The sequence below is a fragment of the Mesorhizobium sp. M1312 genome, from assembly GCF_040318115.1.
Classification (GTDB): Bacteria; Pseudomonadota; Alphaproteobacteria; order Rhizobiales; family Rhizobiaceae; genus Mesorhizobium.
In genome coordinates this window covers 526626-544986 of sequence record NZ_JAMYLQ010000001.1, presented here as the reverse complement: position 1 = coordinate 544986, position 18361 = coordinate 526626, and the positions used below count along the sequence as shown (strand labels likewise).

Below are 18361 nucleotides of genomic sequence, written 5' to 3'. Positions count from 1 at the left end.
CGTGAATTCCCGTAAGGACATAACCGAATTTCGCGAAAGATGGTTTCGCGCGAATGCTGTTCCTTCAGAACCGAGAGAACAGCAATGAACGCCATCGTCCGCTCCGACCATCCTTACGAGCTCCTTTCCGCCGCAGCCGCCATCGGCTCAGGCGCTCCCGCCTCCGTCTTCGCGCGCCCGCACCCCATGTCGTTCTTCACCGCGGGTTCCGAAATTTACGCGCAGGGCGAGAATGCGGGCAGTTTCCACCATATCGAGTTCGGGGCGGTCCGCATCTACCGCCTGCTTGCCGACGGGCGCCGCCAGATAACCGCGTTTCACTTGGCAGGCGAAACCTTTGGTTTCGAAGCCGACCGCACCCACCATTTTTTTGCGGAAGCGATTACGGCCACCGGGCTGCGGACCCATCGACCCTCCGCGGGCGAGGACATGTCACGCGAATTGCTGCCGCTGGCGCTGCGCTGCATGGTTCGCGCCCAAGAACACCTCCTCGTCGTCGGCCGCCAGAAATCCGCCGAGCGCATCGCCGCGTTCCTCGTGGACATGTCCGAGCGCCAGAGAGAGCTTGCCCAGATCGAACTGCCGATGTCCCGGCAGGACATCGGCGACTACCTCGGACTTACCATCGAGACCGTGTCGCGCGTGCTGTCCAGATTGCGCGACAAAGGAGTCCTAAAGTTTCATGGCCTTCGCGTTCTCGAAATCCGCAAGGTCGAAGCCCTGCGCGTCATGTGTGAATGACGGAGTGGTCCCGGCAATCCGGCCGTTGAACTGATTTTCCCGCACGCAGAATGAACTCGCTACCGTGTCCACCTACTCCCGAGGCCGAAATGTTTGCACTTCCAACCTTTGACAAAGTTTTCCCGACCATAAGGCAGAGAGAGCCGGGATGGATCGCCACTCTATCGTGGTGGGCGGGTGTCGTAGGATTCCTAAGCCTTGGGGCCACATCGCAAGCCGACGCGCACGTAAAATGGTTTGCCCCCTATATCGTGGGAGCATCACCTGCGCCGGTTGGCGATACGCTGGCCAACGTCTGGTTCTGGACAGCCACCGTCCTGGTGCTCGTATTCTTCGTCGCCACGCGCGCGGTCGAGAAAAGCCGATTCGGCGAGACGGTGCTTGCCGGAATGGACAGGGTCTCCGATCCGCTCTGGAATCGCCTGGATGACTTCGTTCGGGTGGTCATCGGCGCATTTTTCGTGGCTATCTTCGCTGTCGGCGGCGTCTACCTCACGCCTGACCTGACAACGCCCGCGGAATGGGTTTCCTGGCTCCAGCTGTTGATCGCGTTCGGGGTGTTCTCGAAGCGCACCATGCCGTTTTCGGCGGCGGGAATCATCCTGCTCTGGGTGCTTGCGCTGCGCGACTACGACTTCTTTCACCTGCTGGACTACCTCGCGCTCGGTGTTGCGGTCGCCGGCTATCTCGTTCTCGCGTCGTCCAGCAATCCGGAGTGGCGCAAGCATCGGTTCGAAATTCTGCGCTGGGGTGTCGCCATCGCCCTGATGTGGTCGAGCCTCGAAAAATTCGCCTATCCCGATTGGTTCTACCCGCTCGTCGTCGAGAAGCCATTCCTGACCTTCGGCCTGCCTCGCGACGTTTTCATCCCGATGGCCGGCGTGGCCGAGTTCACCATGGGCTTTGGCCTTATCTGGACCCCGCTCATCCGCAGGCTCTCGGCGATCACGCTGTTCATCATCTTCAACGCCGCGGTCTATCCGTTCGGCCGGATCGACATGATCGGCCACGCGCTGATTATGGCGATCATAGTGGTCATCGCCGCCGACCACACCAGGGAAATGCACTTCCTCCCCAAGCTAAAGAAGTCGCTCCAGAGTATTCCGATTGGGCTGGCAACGGCGCTGATGTTGTTCGCAGGCGGCTACTGGGGCCTTCATCTGACATTCTATGGCACCAACAGGGTTGAGGGACCGGCGGCGGTCGAGATCGCTACCCACTCCTATAATTCCGAGCAGCCGCATGGACCTCAGGCAGAAGGCGGCGTGGGCGCGCCGCCGACTTCAAACGCAGACGGAGCCGGATCCGATCACGGCCATGCGGTCGTAACACCGAAGGACGAAAGCGCCGCAACTGCAGAGTATGAAGCGATCATGTCGAAGACGCAGGAGCAGGTGATGAAGGGAATGCGTCATCCGGATCCAGACGTCGCCTTCGTCCTCGGGATGATCCCCCATCACCAGGGAGCGGTGGACATGGCACGGGTGCAGTTGAAGGACGGCATCGATCCTGAAAATCGCGCATTTGCAGAGCATCTGATTGAAGAACAGGAACAGGAAATTACTCAGATGCGCAGATGGCTCCAGCAGAAGGGGATCGAGGCCGACTCCTATCAACAAACGAAGCGGTTCCCGGAGGATTAGGTGAATCCTACAGAAACATGGAAATGGCCTTGAGAAACTTAGGCTTGGGAGAGACGGATGTTCATTGAGAAAATGGTGACCACCGCACGGGAATGGCTCGTCACGGTCCCGCACGATGCTCCGTTGATCGATGCGGCGAGGCTTCTGCGTAGTACAAAAACGGATCTCGTGGTCGTCTGCGGTTCCAGCGGGTGCCTCTCGGGTGTCATCACCAAAACCGACGTGGTGCGCCAGATCAGCCGCTTGCCAGGGTTCAAGCTGCCGGTCGCGGTTTCCGCAATCATGACTGACGATGTAGTTTCCTGCCAGCCAACAGATCAGGTCTCGACATCTGGGCGATCATGAAGGAACGCCGCCTGAAGAACATCCCCGTCACGGATGCTGCATCCGTCCCGATCAGCATCCTCAACGCGCGAGACGCCCTCCAGGCGCTCCTGACAGAAGTCGAGCATGAGAAGCACTGCTGCGCGATTACGGAATGTGCGTCGGCTACCATTGAGAAATGAGCGACGTCGTTCGCGGAGGATATCTACCGAATTCTAGTCGCCTGTGGCGGATTGGAGCAGTTCCGGGAAGGTCAGCTTCTGGCGCAATCTCGCCCGTGGCGTTGACACCGGTGATGTCCGCTTTTGGAGGACGGCAGGGGCCGGCTGAATGACTGAGATGAGGCGCAAAGCTGCCGTCCACGTCGCGGCAGACGTCAGTCGTCTTTGGGTCATGGGCGTAAGTTCAGCCGAGGACAGCCAACTTCCGCTTGGGGTCGGAACAGGTAATCCGCACCGGGCACCAAGCGTCTGATTTTTACTAGGTCTTAGCGATCTGTTTCACGGAGACTGGCGAGCGACCCAAATTTAGGCCCTCAAAGGCACGACGTTCGATGCAGCAGGTTCGATCAGCGCGCGAACCTTGTTCGACCATGCAGTCAGCGCCGCGCGCTTCTCATCCGCGTATTCATGCCGATTGTAGACAGCGGCCACGCCGCTGATTTTCCCGCTCTTGTGATTCAGCACCGCCTCGACAACGTGCACCGCAAAGCCTAGCGCGGCCATGCCTGACGCCGCCGTGCGGCGCAGATCGTGCAGCCGCCATTCGGGTATCTCGACTTGAGCAGGATCAGCCCCCCGCGCGTCTGCCTCTTTGCCGGCAATCTCGAGCATGGCCGAGTCAAGCCGCTTCTTGGCCTTCGAGTACCCCGACACGCTTGTGGTTCCGGTTGTGGTGAAAAGGAAACCGCCGCTCACCTTCGGCAACGTCTCCAGGATCGCAACGGCGTCCGCTGACAAGGGAACGAGATGCTCGTTGCCGTTCTTGGACCTTTCGCGCGGGATCAGCCACGACGGCTTGTCACCCGAGAGCAAGAATTCCTTGCGCACCGCGCCGGCGACCTCCTCACGCCGCTGGCCGGTGAGCAGGAGCATTTGCCACACCGACCCAAAGGGATAACCAAAGCCTTCCGTTGCCTTCCAGAACCACCGAATTTCGTCATCGGTCAGGACACGGTCGCGCGAAACGATCGCAGCCGGCGCCTTGACGCCCTTTGCCGGCGACGACGACAGGAGGCCGCGCTCGACCGTCCAGTTGAAGAACTTGCTTATGATCGCGAGTACTCGGTTCGCTGAGGCCGGCCCGCCGCGCTCCTCGACGTCGTGCAACACATCGTTCACATCGGCCTTTGCGATACGCTTGATCTTCTTGTCGCCCCACGCTGGCCGCAGATACAGATCGATGAAGCGCCGCGTCTCACGCGCGGTCGACGGACGGTTTTTCTTGTCGACGTGTTTCTCCAGGAAATCGTCCAGCGCAGCGCCTGCGGTATCCGCACCGGACGCAGACGATGCCAAGGCGCGCTTCTTCTCCGTCGCAGGGTCGCGGCCCTCCTTGAGGGCCTCCAGGATCGTGCCAGCGGCAACACGGGCCTCCGCGAGCGTGTGGCCGTCGCCGAGATCAGGTCGGCGCCCTTCCGGCAGCGGCACGGCCCTCTCGACCAGCGCAGGGCCGATGGTGAGCTTCTTCGGTTTGCCGGCAAGGCGATACCGCAATGCCCACGACTTCACCCCGGACGGCTGAACGACGAGATAGAGGCCGGGAGAGGCGGCGTCCGGGAATTCAACCCGTGCTTCACTCGACTTTGCGGCTGCAACGAACTTGGATGTGAGCGCCTTCGCCATGATCAACCCCTTCCCCTGTTACCCCGGCACTCCAGGGTAGCGACTGGGGTAACGGATTGAGGTGATAAATAGCGTTATAACGGGAGCACATCAATCCCTAACATTAGGCGGCGAAGACAATCAATTCCCGCATTTTCAACCATTTCGAACAGACCCGGCAGGTATGAGCCGTTATCCCACGTTAGACGATAGCACATCATTCGTAATGATGGGGTCAGGTGTTCGAGTCACCTAAGCGGCACCAAGCTTTCCAAGGGGTTGCGGACCAAAGTCGGTCCTCACCACACCGCAAATTCGAGATCAGGACACATTTCGGGACACAAAACCGAGCGTAGATGGTGCGTGGGGCGGCCAATGGGAGGTCTCGAACGTTCGCGACTGCCTTACATCGAAAAGTAGAACGGGCCTGCCACTCTGGCTTCGCGTCCCCCCAGTTCCGCACTGCAGTCGGACTTGATGTTCGAATTGCCGCTCATCTTGATCGTGTCGGCAACGATGCGCATGCAGCTGCTGCTAGTTCCGTTGTTACCATTGTAGGTCAAGTCGCCATAGGGGAAGTATAGAACGCCGTTCAGATCAGTGGCGCCATTCCCATTAAACAGGTGGGACGATGTGTTCGCTCGTGCCGACATCATCAGCATGCCGGCATAGTCGCCTGTCTGCGGCGCGCTTAATGACAACGAGCCGTTGCCGTTCACTGTTATGCCGCCATCAGCCATGAAGATGGTCACGCCGGCGCCGGTCACTGTGCCTTTGACGGAAAGAGAACCTTCGACATAATAGAGGCCCGGCTCCAGGGTTTTGTCGCCGCTCAGATCGAGATTTCGATACCGCCCTGGACTGACTGTCAAGTCGCCAGCTTTCGGATTAGGATACAAGATTGGTGGTACCGGTTCCACCAGGTTACCCCATGGGTCAGGCAGTCGCCACGCATTGACGCGATTTTGCTCACAATCGGTGATCAGTCCGCTGGTCGCCACTATTCCGCCAGATGATTGAATGCAGTCCGCCTCAAGGGACGCGTCGCCGCCAACATAGATGGAATCCGGAGCCGACGAATTGGAAGCGATAACGCAGCCATCCATGATGACTGTGGTGCTCCCGGCCGCCTCGAAGGCGCGCGGCGCGGCCCGGTTGAGGGCATAGACGCACGCAGTATCACCATTGTTGGACGTTATGCGGGATCGGACGAGAATGTTGGTGGATGACGGTCCATCGCCGCCGATTGAGCGCGGAATAAGATAGGTGTAGTTGAGGCTGGATTCAGTCCTGAGGCTCTGGCTTCCGTCGCTTTCCGTCGCCAGACCGTGATAGACGAGCGAGGGTATGTTATCCGCGCTTGCATCGACCGATGCCAAGTTGGCTTTGAGTAGCTTGTCGCCAAGCGCCTGTAGCTCACCATCGCTCAGGCCCGAGTTGACCTTAACGGCGATCTCCATGCTTGCTGCATCCAGAGCCGATTGAAGCCTGCTCCGCTCGCGGTTCATGTTCGCGAGATCCACCGCGGCGCCGACTGCTGCAATCATAGGAAGTAGCATAACAACGAGACCGGTCGCAAAGTTACCGCGGCTGTCTCGAAAGAACCGTTTCACAAGCGGAATTTGGTGCATCATGCCGGCAAAATGCATCCCTGCGGCAAAGAAGTTGTTTCATTCATCACTAAACTCTTAAGTAGGACGGAATTCATCTCACAGAAAAGCTGCCGGACGGTCAAACCGCTGTCCGGATGGAGGATGCCGCCGTTCCTAGGCCGCGAATGCAGTGCGCTCTCAGCGAGCGGATGCAGGTATCGCTCGACTGTGCACAGCGCCGAACGGTTACCCATCGCTAATTCTATTGAAAAATAAGCATTCGAAATGGGTGATCGCCAGCACCACTCGTCACCTATTCCAGTTTAGAAGGCAAGTTTTGGCGCTGAACAACACGCCAGATCCGTTCTACGCCACCGTTTCGCTCCAGAACCGATCTAGCCAGGCTTTCTACAATTTTTCGCGTTGGACCCCGCGGGGGTCTGTAAAGCCAACTGCAATTCGTTGGATCCGGCGACGGTTCGAACGCTGCTACGGCTTGTTCATCAGTGCGAGGTTGGCATCGACCAAAGAGGTATCGGTCATTCCTGCCTTGGCCTCCAGAAGCAATTCGCGGGCTTTTTTCTTGTTGCCGCGCAACAATTGCGAATACCCCATATTGTTGACGATGTGGGCCCGGCGGCCGGCAACCACAACAAGCTGATCGTAAGCGCGGTCGGCAAAGTCGAAGCGGCCGAGCTGGTCGTAGGAGGCGGCAAGTCCCAGCCAAGCCTCGGCATTGTCGGACCGAAGTTCCACCGCCTTGCGGAAGTGCTTTTCCGCCAACCCATAATTGGCTTCGCGGAACTGCGTCTTGCCAGATACGAGATCAGCCCCGCTGATGTCGGTCGTCGCCGGAGCGATCGACGTGGTCTCGGTGACGTCGACGCTGCTCGTCGTGCATGCCGTCACAATCGTCACGACTGCGACCGCAGCCAACGCGGCGAATTTCGATTGCCCCATAATCTGCCCCATCCGGCCGCTTGGCGGGCCGTCTCATCAAGCATCATAGCGGGTTCGGCTTAAGCTTCGGTGGCGGGTTTCGAGCAAATATTAGGAGAGCCGAACATATTGGGTTAACTATCGACTGGAGCGGATCAATCGCCTGCCGTCATTTTCACGATGATCGGGATGATGGCGATCATCAGCACGACTGGCAGGATGCAGACCGTAACCGGCACCGACATCTTTGCCGGCAGCGCGTGCGCCTTTTCCTCAGCTATCGACATGCGCTTGTGACGCATTTCGTCCGAATAAACCCGAAGCGCGCCCGAAAGGCTGGTGCCAAGCTCCTTCGATTGCTGAAGCAGCGTGGCGAAGGAGCGCACCTCGTCGAGGCTCAGGCGATCAGCCAACGATTTCAGCGCATCGTCAAGGCTGCGCCCTGCCCTGAGTTCGAGCGAGACAAGCTGAAGGTTCTGGCTGAGCGACGGATAAGTGATAAAGAGCTCTTTCGACACCCGCTCGATCCCGGCCTCCATGCTCATGCCGGCGTCCGCGCAGACGATCATCAGGTCCATGAAATCGGGAAAGCCATTGCGGTATTCCCGCATTTTCGTACGGACCTGCGAGGTCAACACAAGACCCGGCAGAAAATAACCGGCGCCACCGGACATGATGATAAAAGTCCAGCGGCTCGTAACTGCCGATTCACCGCCAAACCAGCGGACGACCAGAAACGCAACAAGGGCTCCAGCCAGGAAGCCGACAAAGCGGATGACAAAAAACCTGCCGACCGCGCCTGGATCCATGTGACCAGCCTGGATGAGTTTCATCCGCAGCCGCGCAACGTTTTCCGGATCGCTTTTGGCGTAGAATTCATGGGCGGTTTTCATCGCCTTGTCGCGGACGGCGCTGGCGTTCCGTTTCGGCGCGGCGGTCGGCTTGGGTGCCTCCGCAACCTCGGAGACTTCAATCTTGAGCCGGCGCTTCAAGTCGCCGCGTCCTCCACGCGCGGTACTCCACTGCCAGAGGATCGCTACTCCTCCCACGGCGAGCAGCAAAAGCGCCACCGGCGCCAGCGACGTCGGGCGAAGGGAGGCAAGGAGGCCGATCAGGGTTTCCATGTCAGAATTTGAAGTTCGACATCTTGAACATCATGGCGTTGCCCAGCATTAGCCATAAGATCGAACCGCCCAACAGATACCAAGTCATCGGCTCGCCCCAGACGCTCTCGTAGAATTGCGGCATCATGGTCATGATGCCGACCATCAGCAGCGCCGGTACGGCGGTCAGGATGTAGGCCGACATGCGGCCCTCGGTCGAGATTGCTCGCACTTTGCGCCGCAGCTTTCCGCGCTCGCGGATGACCGACGACAGACCATCCAGGATTTCGCGCAGATTGCCGCCTGAGCTGCTCTGGATCGACACAGCGGTGACGAACAGCGGCAGGTCCTCGTGTCCGACGCGCTCGAACAGCGAATGCAGCGCGGAAACCAGGTCGGAGCCATAGGTCAATTCGTCGGCGATCACGCCGAATTCGGTGCCGATCGGATCGGCCATTTCACGCGCCACCATCGAGATCGCCACCGGAACCGGATGCCCTGCCTTGAGGCTTCGCGTGATGAGTTCCAGAGCTTCTGGAAGCTGCATTCCGAACATCTTATGCCGCCGCTTGCGCAGGAACCGCAGGGTCATGATCGGAAAGACCAAACACATGACCGGAAGCACTGCCAGTGCAATGATCAGCGGCAGGCCGTAGGAAACGGCAAACAGGCAGATGCCAAGCGCCAGACCCGACGTGATCAGCAGAAATTTCGGCAGTGGTAGGACCATGCCGGACTGGATCCGCAGCTCCCGAATCCGGTCGAGCGAAAGCATCGAAGCACCGCCTTCCATCCCACGCTCTTTGCGCAGTTGGATCAGCACCTGCTCTTGGCTGAGCTTTTTCTCCTGCAGCTTCATTCGCCGATTGATCGCCATACGGCGATCCCGGTGCCCGGCGTAAAGCAGGTAAAACGCTTCGGCGATCATGATGCCGGTCAGACCGGCGCCGGCATAAATCACATAGATGGCGCTGAATCCCTCGAGCATTGATTATTCCTGCTGTCTGCCAGGCTCGAAATACCGCCCAGGAAATTCGATGCCCATCGCCTTCAGGTCTTCGAGGAAGCGCGGGCGCAGGCCCGTCGCCTCGAAGTGGCCAAGGATCGTCCCGTCCGCTTCTATGCCGGTGCGCACGAAGCGAAATATCTCCTGCATCTGGATCACGTCGCCTTCCATCCCGGTCACTTCGGCGACGCTCGTGACCTTGCGCTTGCCGTCCGAAAGCCGGGTAAGCTGCACGATGATGTCGAGCGCGCTTGCGATCTGGCTGCGGATCGACTGCACGGTCATTGGCATTCCGGTCATGCCGAGCATCTGTTCGAGACGGGAAATCGCGTCGCGCGGCGTGTTGGCATGAATGGTCGCCATCGAGCCTTCGTGGCCGGTGTTCATCGCCTGAAGCATGTCGAAGGCTTCCTCGCCGCGGCACTCGCCGAGGATGACGCGGTCCGGCCGCATGCGCAGTGCGTTTTTGACCAGATCGCGCTGCTTGAGTTCGCCGTGACCTTCGATATTGGCCGGCCTTGTCTCCATGCGCGCCACATGCGGCTGCTGCAATTGCAGTTCGGCCGCATCTTCGATGGTGATCAAGCGCTCGTCTTCGGGGATGAAGGCCGACAGCGCGTTCAGCATCGTCGTCTTGCCGGTGCCGGTGCCGCCGGAAATAATCGTCGTCTTTCGGGCATGGACTGCGGCGGCAAGGACTTCGGCCATGTTCTGCGTGACCGCACCGAATTCAACGAGCTTATGCAGACCGAGCTTATTCTTGGAGAATTTGCGGATGGATACCAGCGGCCCGTCGACACCGACCGGTCGGATGGCGGCATTGAAGCGTGAGCCGTCGAGCATGCGCGCGTCGACCATCGGCTGGGATTCATCGACGCGGCGGCCGACGGCCGCAACGATCTTGTTGATGATGCGTATGAGGTGAGCTTCGTCCTTGAACGGAATATGCACCTGCTCGAGCTTGCCATGCCGCTCGACGAAGCAACTGCGATGGCCGTTGATCAGGATGTCGTTGATGGCTGGGTCATTCAGCAACGGCTCGAGCGGACCGAGGCCGACCATTTCGTCGACAATGTCATCCACCAGCGCGTCGAGTTCGGCGACATTGACCGCAAGCCGTTCGCCGCGCGCCTTCTCGGAGACGAAATCATGCACCTGCCGCTGCATCTCGTCGCGCGGCAGGCGCTCGAGCGCTACGAGGTTGATCTCTTCGATCAGCATGCGGTGGATGCGCATTCTCGCGTCGAGGACCTTCGTGGGCTTTGCCGGTCCCACCTCGGGTTTCGGCGGGGCCGGCTTGCGTGTCGTCGGGATGACGACCGGCCGATGCTGGATTGGCGCCTGCTCCTGCCGGCTTTCCGGCGTGGCATCGCGTTTCTGGAGCGTCGAAAATCGGCTGATCACCCGGCTCTCCTCAAAAGACTTTTGCCGAGCCCGAACAGTGAACGCTTTTTCCGCGTTTCCGCCACGACCTCATCAGGCAGGACTATTCGCCTGAGATCGTTGACGACATTCGCGTTGGGATCGACCTCGTGCAGCGGAACGCCGCGATCGACGGCCTCACGCACCAGCTTGTAATTGTTCGAGATGCCGCCGACGAAATGCTCGCCGAGGAATGCCTGGACGTCGGCCCGCTTGATGCCGCTTTCGAACAGTCGTTGTTCGAAGCGGTTGACGATGACGTTTGGCTTCACCTCCTTGCCCACCGTCTCATAAACGGCCTGGATCAGCCGCTGCGTATGGCGCAGGCACGGCACGGTCATTTCGGCGACGATGTAGAGCTTGTTTGAGCCCAGCAGCACGGTCTCCGTCCAGGGAAACCACGTGCGCGGCATATCGATGACGACATTGTCGAAATAGGCGGAGACGAGGTCCAGCATGCGGACAACCACGTCGGCATTGAACGTGCGCGTCTCCGCTGGCCGCGCAGGCGCAGCCAGCACGCAGAGACCGCTCGCATGTTTCGAGAGCATCACGTCAAGAAGCTGGCGGTCAAGGCGTTCCGGCTGATTCTCGATTTCGTTGATGTCGAAGCGTGGCTCGAGGTCGAGATATTCGGCGCATGAACCTTGCTGGAAATTGAGATCGACTACGCAGGTCGACGATCCGCGCGTTACCGAATGGTGGAGCTGGAACGCGGTTTGCAGCGTCAGCGTCGTGGTGCCTACCCCCCCGGCGGCGGGCATGAACGTGTAGATTTGCGACTCGGTGTTCTCTTCGCGCCCCGGTCCCTCAAGCGCGCGAAGGCAGGAGCGAACAAGATCGGCGGTGGTCAGCGGCTTGACCAGAAAATCGGCGACCTGAAGCTGAACCAGGATGCGCGCGGCGGACGCATTGAATTCCTGAGTCACAACGATGATTGCAGCGCGCCTCTCGAGCCGCCGCGTAATGCGCTGCAACGCCTCGATCTCGTTGAGCTTGGCCGCATCCATGTCGACGATCACCGCGCTGCAATCAGCCTCCTGGATTTCGCCGCGTAACTCGGTGACGTTCTTCTCGACCGTAACAAGCGCAACCGCCTCCGACGAGGCGAACGCCGTCCTCGTTTTCTGCACAAAGCTCTTGTCGGTGGAAACAAGCACGATCCGCTTGGTTTTTCCGGGATTTGCCATTCTTCTCGCCCGCGCGTTTGGTGGCCTGATCAGTAACCGGCCGTGGGTTGCGATGCTTTTTCCTCGACCGCCTTCGCGGCCGCGCTTGGCTGGGCGCCGCGGTTTGCTGGCACCCGGAGCCGGGTGCGTTCGACGCCCTCAGGCCACGGATCGACCATCTGCATCACGGCGTTGGCCGCCATCGCATTGCCCGCGCCTTGGGTCAGCCCATCGAGACGCATTGTCTCCTCGGTGGCACAACCGCTGGCAGAGGCAAGCATTGCGACGGCGCCGACCGTTGAAAGCGTTCGCATACTCATTCCTTTGGGAGATCGAGGAAGTGGCCGACTTTTGTGGCTGGAGCGGCAGCGTCGGTTGCGGTCCCGCCATTGTGGGCGGCGTCGGCGGTTTTCACCTCCTCCACATTGCCCAGAAAATAATCGACATTGCTTGCCGGCAAGGTGCCGTCAGCGGGCGTCAGCGGCTTCTTCGATGGGTCCATCGGCTTAACGAGGTACGGCGTGACGATGATGACCAGGTCCGTTTCGCGCCGCTGATACGCTCTGGAACTGAACAGCGGGCCGAGCACCGGCAACTTGCCCAGACCTGGAACGCGCTGCTGAACCATGTCGTTCTCGCTTTGCAGCAAGCCCGCCATCATGAAACTCTGACCGCTTTTCAGATCGATCGACGTGTGCGCGCGCCGCACCACGAAACCCGGGATGGAGATATTGCCGATATTGTAGGAAGCCGATCTATCGATCGAGGAGACCTCCGGCTCGATGTCGAGAGCGATCAGGCCGTCGCTGAGCACGGTCGGTGTGAAGTCCAGACTGACGCCGAACTTCTTGTATTCGACTGAGATCTTGCCGTCCTCTTCCGAGACTGGGATCGGAAACTCGCCGCCCGCCAGGAAGCTCGCTTTTTCACCCGAGCGCGCAATCAGGTTCGGTTCGGCAAGACGTCGCGCGACACCGCGGTCTTCCAGAGCCTTGATGGCGACATCGATTGACACGCCGTTGGAGAGAAGGCCGCCGATGAGCTGTGCCGCGGGAGTCGCCTTAGAAACCGAAGGGGTGGAGTTGAACGAAACGCCGCCATTGCTGCCGATGTATGTCACGCCGATTTTGGTGCCGAGTTCCTGTCCCACCTGCCGGTTGATTTCGACGAAGCGCACATTCAGCTGAACCTGCTGCGACGAGGAAATATTGACCGAGTTGATGACCGTTTCTTCGCCCGAAAAATTGGTGGCGATCCGAGTCGCCTTATCAACCGCCAACGCATCTTCGGCTGAGCCGGACAGAACAAGCCGGCCATTCGCCGAGCTAACCTTTATGTTGGCCCCCGGCACGCTGTCGCGGATGGTGCTGGCCAAACGGTCGGTGTCGAGCGTCACCTCGATGTCCATCGTACCGACCAGTTTCTTGTTTTCGTCGAAGAGAGCGATGCCCGTGGTGCCGAGATTACTGCCGAGCAGGTAGAAGGAGCGGTCCGTCAGCGGCTTGACGTTGGCGATCTCTGGATCGCCGATGACGATCTCGTAGAACGGCACATCGGTCTTGATCGTTCTGGGCTTTCCCCTCGCGAGCTTGATCGACATGTTTTTGGTCGAGGTAATGTAAACCACGCCGTTGCCGGCCTCAGCGTTTCCAACGCCAACCAGAAAGTGTCCCGCGGCAAACGAGATCGCCAGCAAGGCTATTCCGGCAGCATGCGCGCCGCTCCGACACAAATTGCCCACCCACCCAAACATTGCCTGTCCCCAAAAATCCGGCACCCCTGCCGGTGTCGTGTCATTTGTCCGGCGCAACAACCTGATAGGATTGCGGGTTGGTGCCGCGCGTCACGATCACGGTCTTGAATTTTTGCGCTTCCGGCCCCTCTGCGGCGATCGCCTCGATGACTGCGCCCGCAGCATCCGACGCGCCGGCCGCCACCGAGCCGCCGAATGAAGAGATGGTCGTCAAACCGTCTGTCGAACCACCGCCTTCGCTTGAGGCGCGCAGCGACAGCGACAGCGTCCCCACCGTGCGGGCCAGCGCCACCTTCTGCGCGCCCTCGGCATTGACCTCGATGGTTACAGAATTAGCGATCTGCGGACTGATCTGCCGCTCGTCGGCGCCCTGGCCGACGGTCAGCACCTTGGCGCTCTCGACCACGATCTCGCTGGTCAGCGTCGAACCGGCCGCGCCTTCGGCATTTTTCGCGACTTCGGTGATGGCGCCGGCGTCGCGCGTCAGCACCACGTCGACATGGTCGCCGGGCATCACGAAGCCGCCGACGCCGGCTATTTCGTCGGTGCGGATTGTCACCGCCCGCATGCCGGGCGAAAGCAGGTTCGACAGCGTCGCGCGCCCATTGGGACCCGACAGTTTTGCAAGCAAAAGCGGCTCGTTGATCTCGAGGGGTGAAAGCACGACACGACTTCCCTCGGCCAAAGCTTCGTTGATCGTCGTGAAGGCGCCCTTCGGAAGCGAATCCTGCGGCCACGGAATTTCCGCCAGTTGCGTCCGCTCTAGCGCCATGCCGAAGCGCAGCGGCGCCCTGGCGACGACGATAGTCTGAAACTGCATCGCCGGCGGCGCGGGTGTCGGAACTGCGAGCGAAATCCCTCCGGCACGAGCGTTTGCTTCGCTCTTAATCCAGAGATCGGCGGCAAAGATGGAGGCCGCGCCGAACACCGCGGCGATGCCGATCATTGTAATGGCTTTGCCCTTCACGCCCGATACCTCAAAATGCACCCTTCTTGTCTTTTGTCTTTGTCCGGACGCTACCGGGCGATTCTGAACAATTAGAAACTTCGCTTATTCGAATTGGAGCTATCGTTGCGTCTGGTTACCGAACCCTTGGACCTTTTTCCGCAATTTGAGTGAGCGCCATTTACTTTTTGGGTCGAAATTCACTTGGCTTCGACGTTTCCGGCACGCCGTCACGTTGTTGGTTACCCACACGGTCAATGCGGCCAGAAGCAATCGACAGTTTTCAGGAACGAGTTCATCAGAGCTCTGTAAAATGTTTCGGTGGCAGGACTTTCTGGCGTTTTATCTCGGCGTGCAGGCTGTTTCGGCTACACGGACCATGCAGTTGGATATCTGGGCTGACCCATGGCGAAACCGACCTTGTACGGTGATGGTGACAAGTTTGAATGTATGCTTTCCGTCGCCATATTCTTAATTGTATTTACGTGCGCGATCGTCATCTTGCTTTTAAACATTGATTCTATCAGAATGGAAATATCGTATTAAAAATTGTTTTCGGACGAGCAAGACTGGCGATAGCATCGGACCATTTTCTATCTTACTAGGATTCTTTTCGCTATTCTCTGTTTCGGTGCTTTCGATGTTAATGATTTTGCTTTTAATTTGTCGCTGCTCTATGAAAGTTGTCCACGTCGTGTCTGAAGTATTCCGCGACGACCGTCCTTAACTCGATCACTTTAGATAGAGCCGGCCTCCAAGAAGTTGGATGTCACAGCGCGATCAACCCCAACGTTTCAGAAAATCACGTCTGTGGCGCCGCATGGATCACTGCGACGCTGCCGGCGACAGTCGCAATATTCTTGCCGCCGGCTCGTCGGTCAACGCCATTACCGCGCCGTCGGGAGCCTGCACCACGTCTCGGATACGCCTGCCGAGCGAGAGGACTTCCTCGCTGGCGACCTGCTTTCCGTCGATCCTGACCCGAACGATGCCTTCCGCCGACAGTCCGCCAATCAGGAGGTCGCCTCGCCAATCGGCAAACATGTCGCCGGTGTAGAAGGTCATGCCGGAAGGCGAGATGACGGGCGTCCAGCTATGGATGGAGCCGGCAAACTCCGGCCGGGTCGACGGATCGGGGATGGGTTCGCCTGAATAGTGCCGGCCCCAGCTGACCATGGGCCAGCCGTAATTCCTGCCTGCTTCCGGAATGTTCAGCTCATCGCCGCCGCGCGGCCCCATTTCCGCCGTCCAGAGCACGCCGGTTTCGGGATGGAGCGCTGCGCTTTGCACATTGCGGTGGCCGTAGGACCAGATCTCGTCGGCGCCGTCCTTGCCGACGAAGGGATTGTCGTCAGGCATAGACCCATCGGGATTGATGCGGACGACCGTCCCGAGATGATTGTTCGCGTCCTGCGCCTGTTGTGCCTTGCCGCGATCGCCGAGCGTGACGAAGAGCTTGCCGTCCGGCGCGAATACCAGGCGGGAACCGTAGTGGTGCCGGCTGGACACGGCTGGTTCCTGCCGGAAGATCACTTCGAAGTTCGAAAGCGCGCTGCCGTTCTCGTTCAGACGTCCACGACCGACGGAGGTGGCCGCGCCGCCGCCGCGTTCCTCCGAGTAGGAGAGATAAACCGTCCGGTTGTTGGCAAAGTCCGGATCGAGCGCCACATCCAGCAGCCCGCCCTGTCCGCTGGCGAGGACGTCCGGCACACCGTCGATCGGATCGGAAACTGCCCCCTCGGTCGAGACGAGCCGCAGGCGCCCCGGACGCTCGGTGACCAGCAACGCGCCGTCGGGCAGGTAGGTCGCGCCCCAGGGATGCTCGAGCCCTTCGGCAAAGGTCTCGACCGCGATGCGGCCGGTCTCGCTCTCGATGCTGCCGTCCTGCGCGAGCGTGGTCGAGGGCGCACCTAAGGCAAGGAGCAAAGACGAAGCAATGAATATCCGCAGCATGATTTCTCCATCCGAACGGGTATAGGGGAGGAGCCGCCGGCTCCCCGATATAATGACCGACTGCCGATGCGGTTCCAAGCTGGCGCGCGCCTAGATTTTCAACGATGACCGACGGAATGAGCCCGGCGCATGGGGCACTTCAGCACGCCTTTACAGAAAAAGAAGACAAATGAGCGCGAACTGAAAACTAATTGAGACACAACTGAAACACATTTAGGCGCAGGCGACATGCACGCGAAACGCTTTGGGGCGATGGTCACCCCAAGCCAGGAACGCAGGAGCGTCGCCGATGACACCCGACCAGATCAGACTTGTCCAGGACAGTTTTCGCGAGGTCGTCCCGATCCGCGTGGCCGCCGCCGCGCTGTTCTATGAACGCCTGTTCGCGATCGACGGGGATCTTCGCGCGCTGTTTCCGGTGACCGACATGACCAAGCAAGGCGCCAAGCTGATGGCGAGCCTGGGCTTCGTCGTGCACGGACTGGACCGTGCCGACACCATCCTCCCGACGGTGCGCGTGCTCGCCAAGCGCCACGTGACCTACGGCGTCGAGGAGCGTCATTACCCGATCGTCGGGCAAGCGCTCATCGAGACGCTGGCCGCCGGCCTCGGCACGGCTTTTACGCCGCCGGTCCGCGAAGCTTGGGAGGCGGCCTACGGGTTGCTCGCGAGTGTGATGATCGCGGCTGCCCGCGAGGATCAACTCGCAGCGTGACCTGATGGGATGCAGCCGAAGGCGAGCATCCAGCGGAACAACAATTCTAAATGGAGAGAAATACGATGTTCAGATACACAGTTCTTGCGGCGCTTTGCGTGGTGGCAGGTTCCGCTTCTGCCGGCGAACTCATGGCCCGTCAGGGTGGGAGCGTCGATCTCGGCAACTTCCACGGCGTCGTCTACTATACGGAGGCGGACGACGGCTACCGGGTGGTCACCACGATGGCGGCGGGCGAAGAAAACCTGCCAGTACGCTTCGTCGCGACCCTCACCGAAGGCCAGGCGTTCGTGATCTCGGTCCCGGGCGAGTTGGCGGGGGCCGGCCAGGCACTCGAAATCTCACGCGCCCAAGGCAAGCTCGTTGTCGCCAAGGTAGAGTCCACCCAGTAAACGGCTCCACGACTGAATTGCGGCTTGCGCGATTTCGGCTCCTCGCGAAGTCGGACGAGCGACGGCCGAGGCGGCGCAGCACCAAGGAAACAAGCGCACAAGGCTCCTAATCGACCGCAACGGCAGAAAGTTGACGTTGCGACGCAACGGGGTAGTCTTGCGCTTGCTCCGCGCCTCCAACAGCGCGAAGAGACAACCGCACCGCCATTGGGACAACTATCGTCCCAACCTCGGAGAACGAGATGCTCAAGGTGCAATGTGCAGAAGTTCGATTTCGACTTTTTGAGTGCGGGCGATTTTTCGTGATCCTAGTAGGTGCTGGCGTATTTGCGTCGGCGGCTTTTGCCGATGTCGTCGAACCAAAAACCCTCGCTGTCGCGGATTTCGAGTTTAGGGATACGTCCGGCGAGGTCAGGGACCAGACTGCCGAACACGAAGCGCGACTGAAGGCCTTTGGCGTTGCCTTGCAGGCTGGTCTTTCGGACAATCAGAAGATCGATCTCGTCGCGTTACCCTGTCAGGCAGAACGATGCACCGTCAAGGACCCCGGCCTTGTCGATCTCTCGAAGCGGGCAAGAACACTTAGCGCGAAATATCTCCTGATCGGTCAGATGCACAAGATGAGCACGCTGGTTGGCTGGGTGAAGTTTGCAGTGCTGGATTTGAACAACAACAAGCCTATCTGCGATCGATACCTGACGTACCGGGGAGATACCGACGAAGCGTGGCGACGAGCAGCAGAGTTCACGGCGCGTGACGTCGAGAAGCATTGCATTCCGTAGCTATCCACAGGAAACCCGTCGACCGAAATGGGTCGCAGCAACGCAACAGCGTCGGTGA

General features: G+C 59.7%; 18 protein-coding genes. 7 read left to right on the top strand and 11 right to left on the bottom strand.

All coding sequences use genetic code 11. The features are described from left to right. The first annotated feature begins 84 nt into the window (after positions 1-84). From NKH36_RS02595 to NKH36_RS02580, 4 genes are all read left to right on the top strand, one after another. Entirely contained in the window at positions 85-741 is a 657-nt protein-coding gene (locus tag NKH36_RS02595; protein ID WP_352958502.1) for a helix-turn-helix domain-containing protein, read from the top strand. 89 nt (positions 742-830) lie between these two features. Continuing rightward, on the top strand, positions 831-2384 hold the full coding sequence (gene copM, locus NKH36_RS02590; protein ID WP_352958503.1) for a CopM family metallochaperone: 1554 nt from the start codon (positions 831-833) through the stop codon (positions 2382-2384). 57 nt (positions 2385-2441) lie between these two features. Next, positions 2442-2729 (top strand): CBS domain-containing protein, encoded by a 288-nt coding sequence (locus tag NKH36_RS02585; RefSeq protein WP_352958504.1) that lies wholly within the window; start codon positions 2442-2444, stop codon positions 2727-2729. After that, positions 2726-2890, top strand: coding sequence for a histidine kinase (locus NKH36_RS02580; RefSeq protein WP_352958506.1), 165 nt, complete (start codon positions 2726-2728; stop codon positions 2888-2890). The genes NKH36_RS02585 and NKH36_RS02580 overlap by 4 nt, the downstream gene beginning before the upstream one ends. Before the next feature lie 345 nt (positions 2891-3235). On the opposite strand, the gene NKH36_RS02575 is transcribed toward NKH36_RS02580, so the two are convergent. The 11 genes from NKH36_RS02575 to NKH36_RS02525 form a co-directional block, all read right to left on the bottom strand. Then, on the bottom strand, positions 3236-4552 hold the full coding sequence (locus tag NKH36_RS02575) for a tyrosine-type recombinase/integrase (protein WP_352958507.1): 1317 nt from the start codon (positions 4550-4552) through the stop codon (positions 3236-3238). A 383-nt stretch (positions 4553-4935) separates the two neighbouring features. Next, the gene (locus tag NKH36_RS02570) at positions 4936-6162 is read right to left on the bottom strand and encodes a TadE/TadG family type IV pilus assembly protein (protein WP_352959844.1); all 1227 of its coding nucleotides are present in this window, start codon (positions 6160-6162) and stop codon (positions 4936-4938) included. A gap of 450 nt (positions 6163-6612) precedes the next feature. Further along, entirely contained in the window at positions 6613-7083 is a 471-nt protein-coding gene (locus NKH36_RS02565) for a tetratricopeptide repeat protein (RefSeq protein WP_352958511.1), read from the bottom strand. Between the two features lie 134 nt (positions 7084-7217). Further along, the gene (locus NKH36_RS02560; protein WP_352958513.1) at positions 7218-8186 is read right to left on the bottom strand and encodes a type II secretion system F family protein; all 969 of its coding nucleotides are present in this window, start codon (positions 8184-8186) and stop codon (positions 7218-7220) included. 1 nt (position 8187) lies between these two features. Continuing rightward, positions 8188-9153, bottom strand: coding sequence for a type II secretion system F family protein (locus NKH36_RS02555; protein WP_352958515.1), 966 nt, complete (start codon positions 9151-9153; stop codon positions 8188-8190). 3 nt (positions 9154-9156) lie between these two features. Further along, on the bottom strand, positions 9157-10575 hold the full coding sequence (locus NKH36_RS02550) for a TadA family conjugal transfer-associated ATPase (protein WP_352958516.1): 1419 nt from the start codon (positions 10573-10575) through the stop codon (positions 9157-9159). Next, the gene (locus tag NKH36_RS02545; protein WP_352958517.1) at positions 10572-11783 is read right to left on the bottom strand and encodes a CpaE/TadZ family protein; all 1212 of its coding nucleotides are present in this window, start codon (positions 11781-11783) and stop codon (positions 10572-10574) included. Before NKH36_RS02545 ends, NKH36_RS02550 begins: the two co-directional genes overlap by 4 nt. A gap of 29 nt (positions 11784-11812) precedes the next feature. Further along, positions 11813-12043: a hypothetical protein gene (locus NKH36_RS02540; RefSeq protein ID WP_352959827.1), complete on the bottom strand. Its 231-nt coding sequence runs from the start codon at positions 12041-12043 to the stop codon at positions 11813-11815. A gap of 35 nt (positions 12044-12078) precedes the next feature. Continuing rightward, positions 12079-13515 carry a type II and III secretion system protein family protein gene (locus NKH36_RS02535; protein ID WP_352959826.1) on the bottom strand — a complete coding sequence of 479 codons (1437 nt, stop codon included), beginning with the start codon at positions 13513-13515 and terminating at the stop codon, positions 12079-12081. A gap of 40 nt (positions 13516-13555) precedes the next feature. Next, entirely contained in the window at positions 13556-14482 is a 927-nt protein-coding gene (gene cpaB / locus NKH36_RS02530) for a Flp pilus assembly protein CpaB (protein WP_352958521.1), read from the bottom strand. An 804-nt stretch (positions 14483-15286) separates the two neighbouring features. Continuing rightward, positions 15287-16414 (bottom strand): PQQ-dependent sugar dehydrogenase, encoded by a 1128-nt coding sequence (locus NKH36_RS02525; protein WP_352958523.1) that lies wholly within the window; start codon positions 16412-16414, stop codon positions 15287-15289. A gap of 289 nt (positions 16415-16703) precedes the next feature. On the opposite strand from NKH36_RS02525, the gene NKH36_RS02520 reads away from it, so the two are divergent. From NKH36_RS02520 to NKH36_RS02510, 3 genes are all read left to right on the top strand, one after another. Next, complete coding sequence (locus tag NKH36_RS02520) at positions 16704-17129, top strand: globin family protein (protein ID WP_352958524.1); 426 nt, start codon at positions 16704-16706, stop codon at positions 17127-17129. Between the two features lie 65 nt (positions 17130-17194). Further along, positions 17195-17521, top strand: coding sequence for a hypothetical protein (locus tag NKH36_RS02515; RefSeq protein WP_352958526.1), 327 nt, complete (start codon positions 17195-17197; stop codon positions 17519-17521). Positions 17522-17763: 242 nt separating this feature from the next. Next, positions 17764-18303: a DUF2380 domain-containing protein gene (locus tag NKH36_RS02510; RefSeq protein ID WP_352958527.1), complete on the top strand. Its 540-nt coding sequence runs from the start codon at positions 17764-17766 to the stop codon at positions 18301-18303. Positions 18304-18361: the final 58 nt, after the last annotated feature.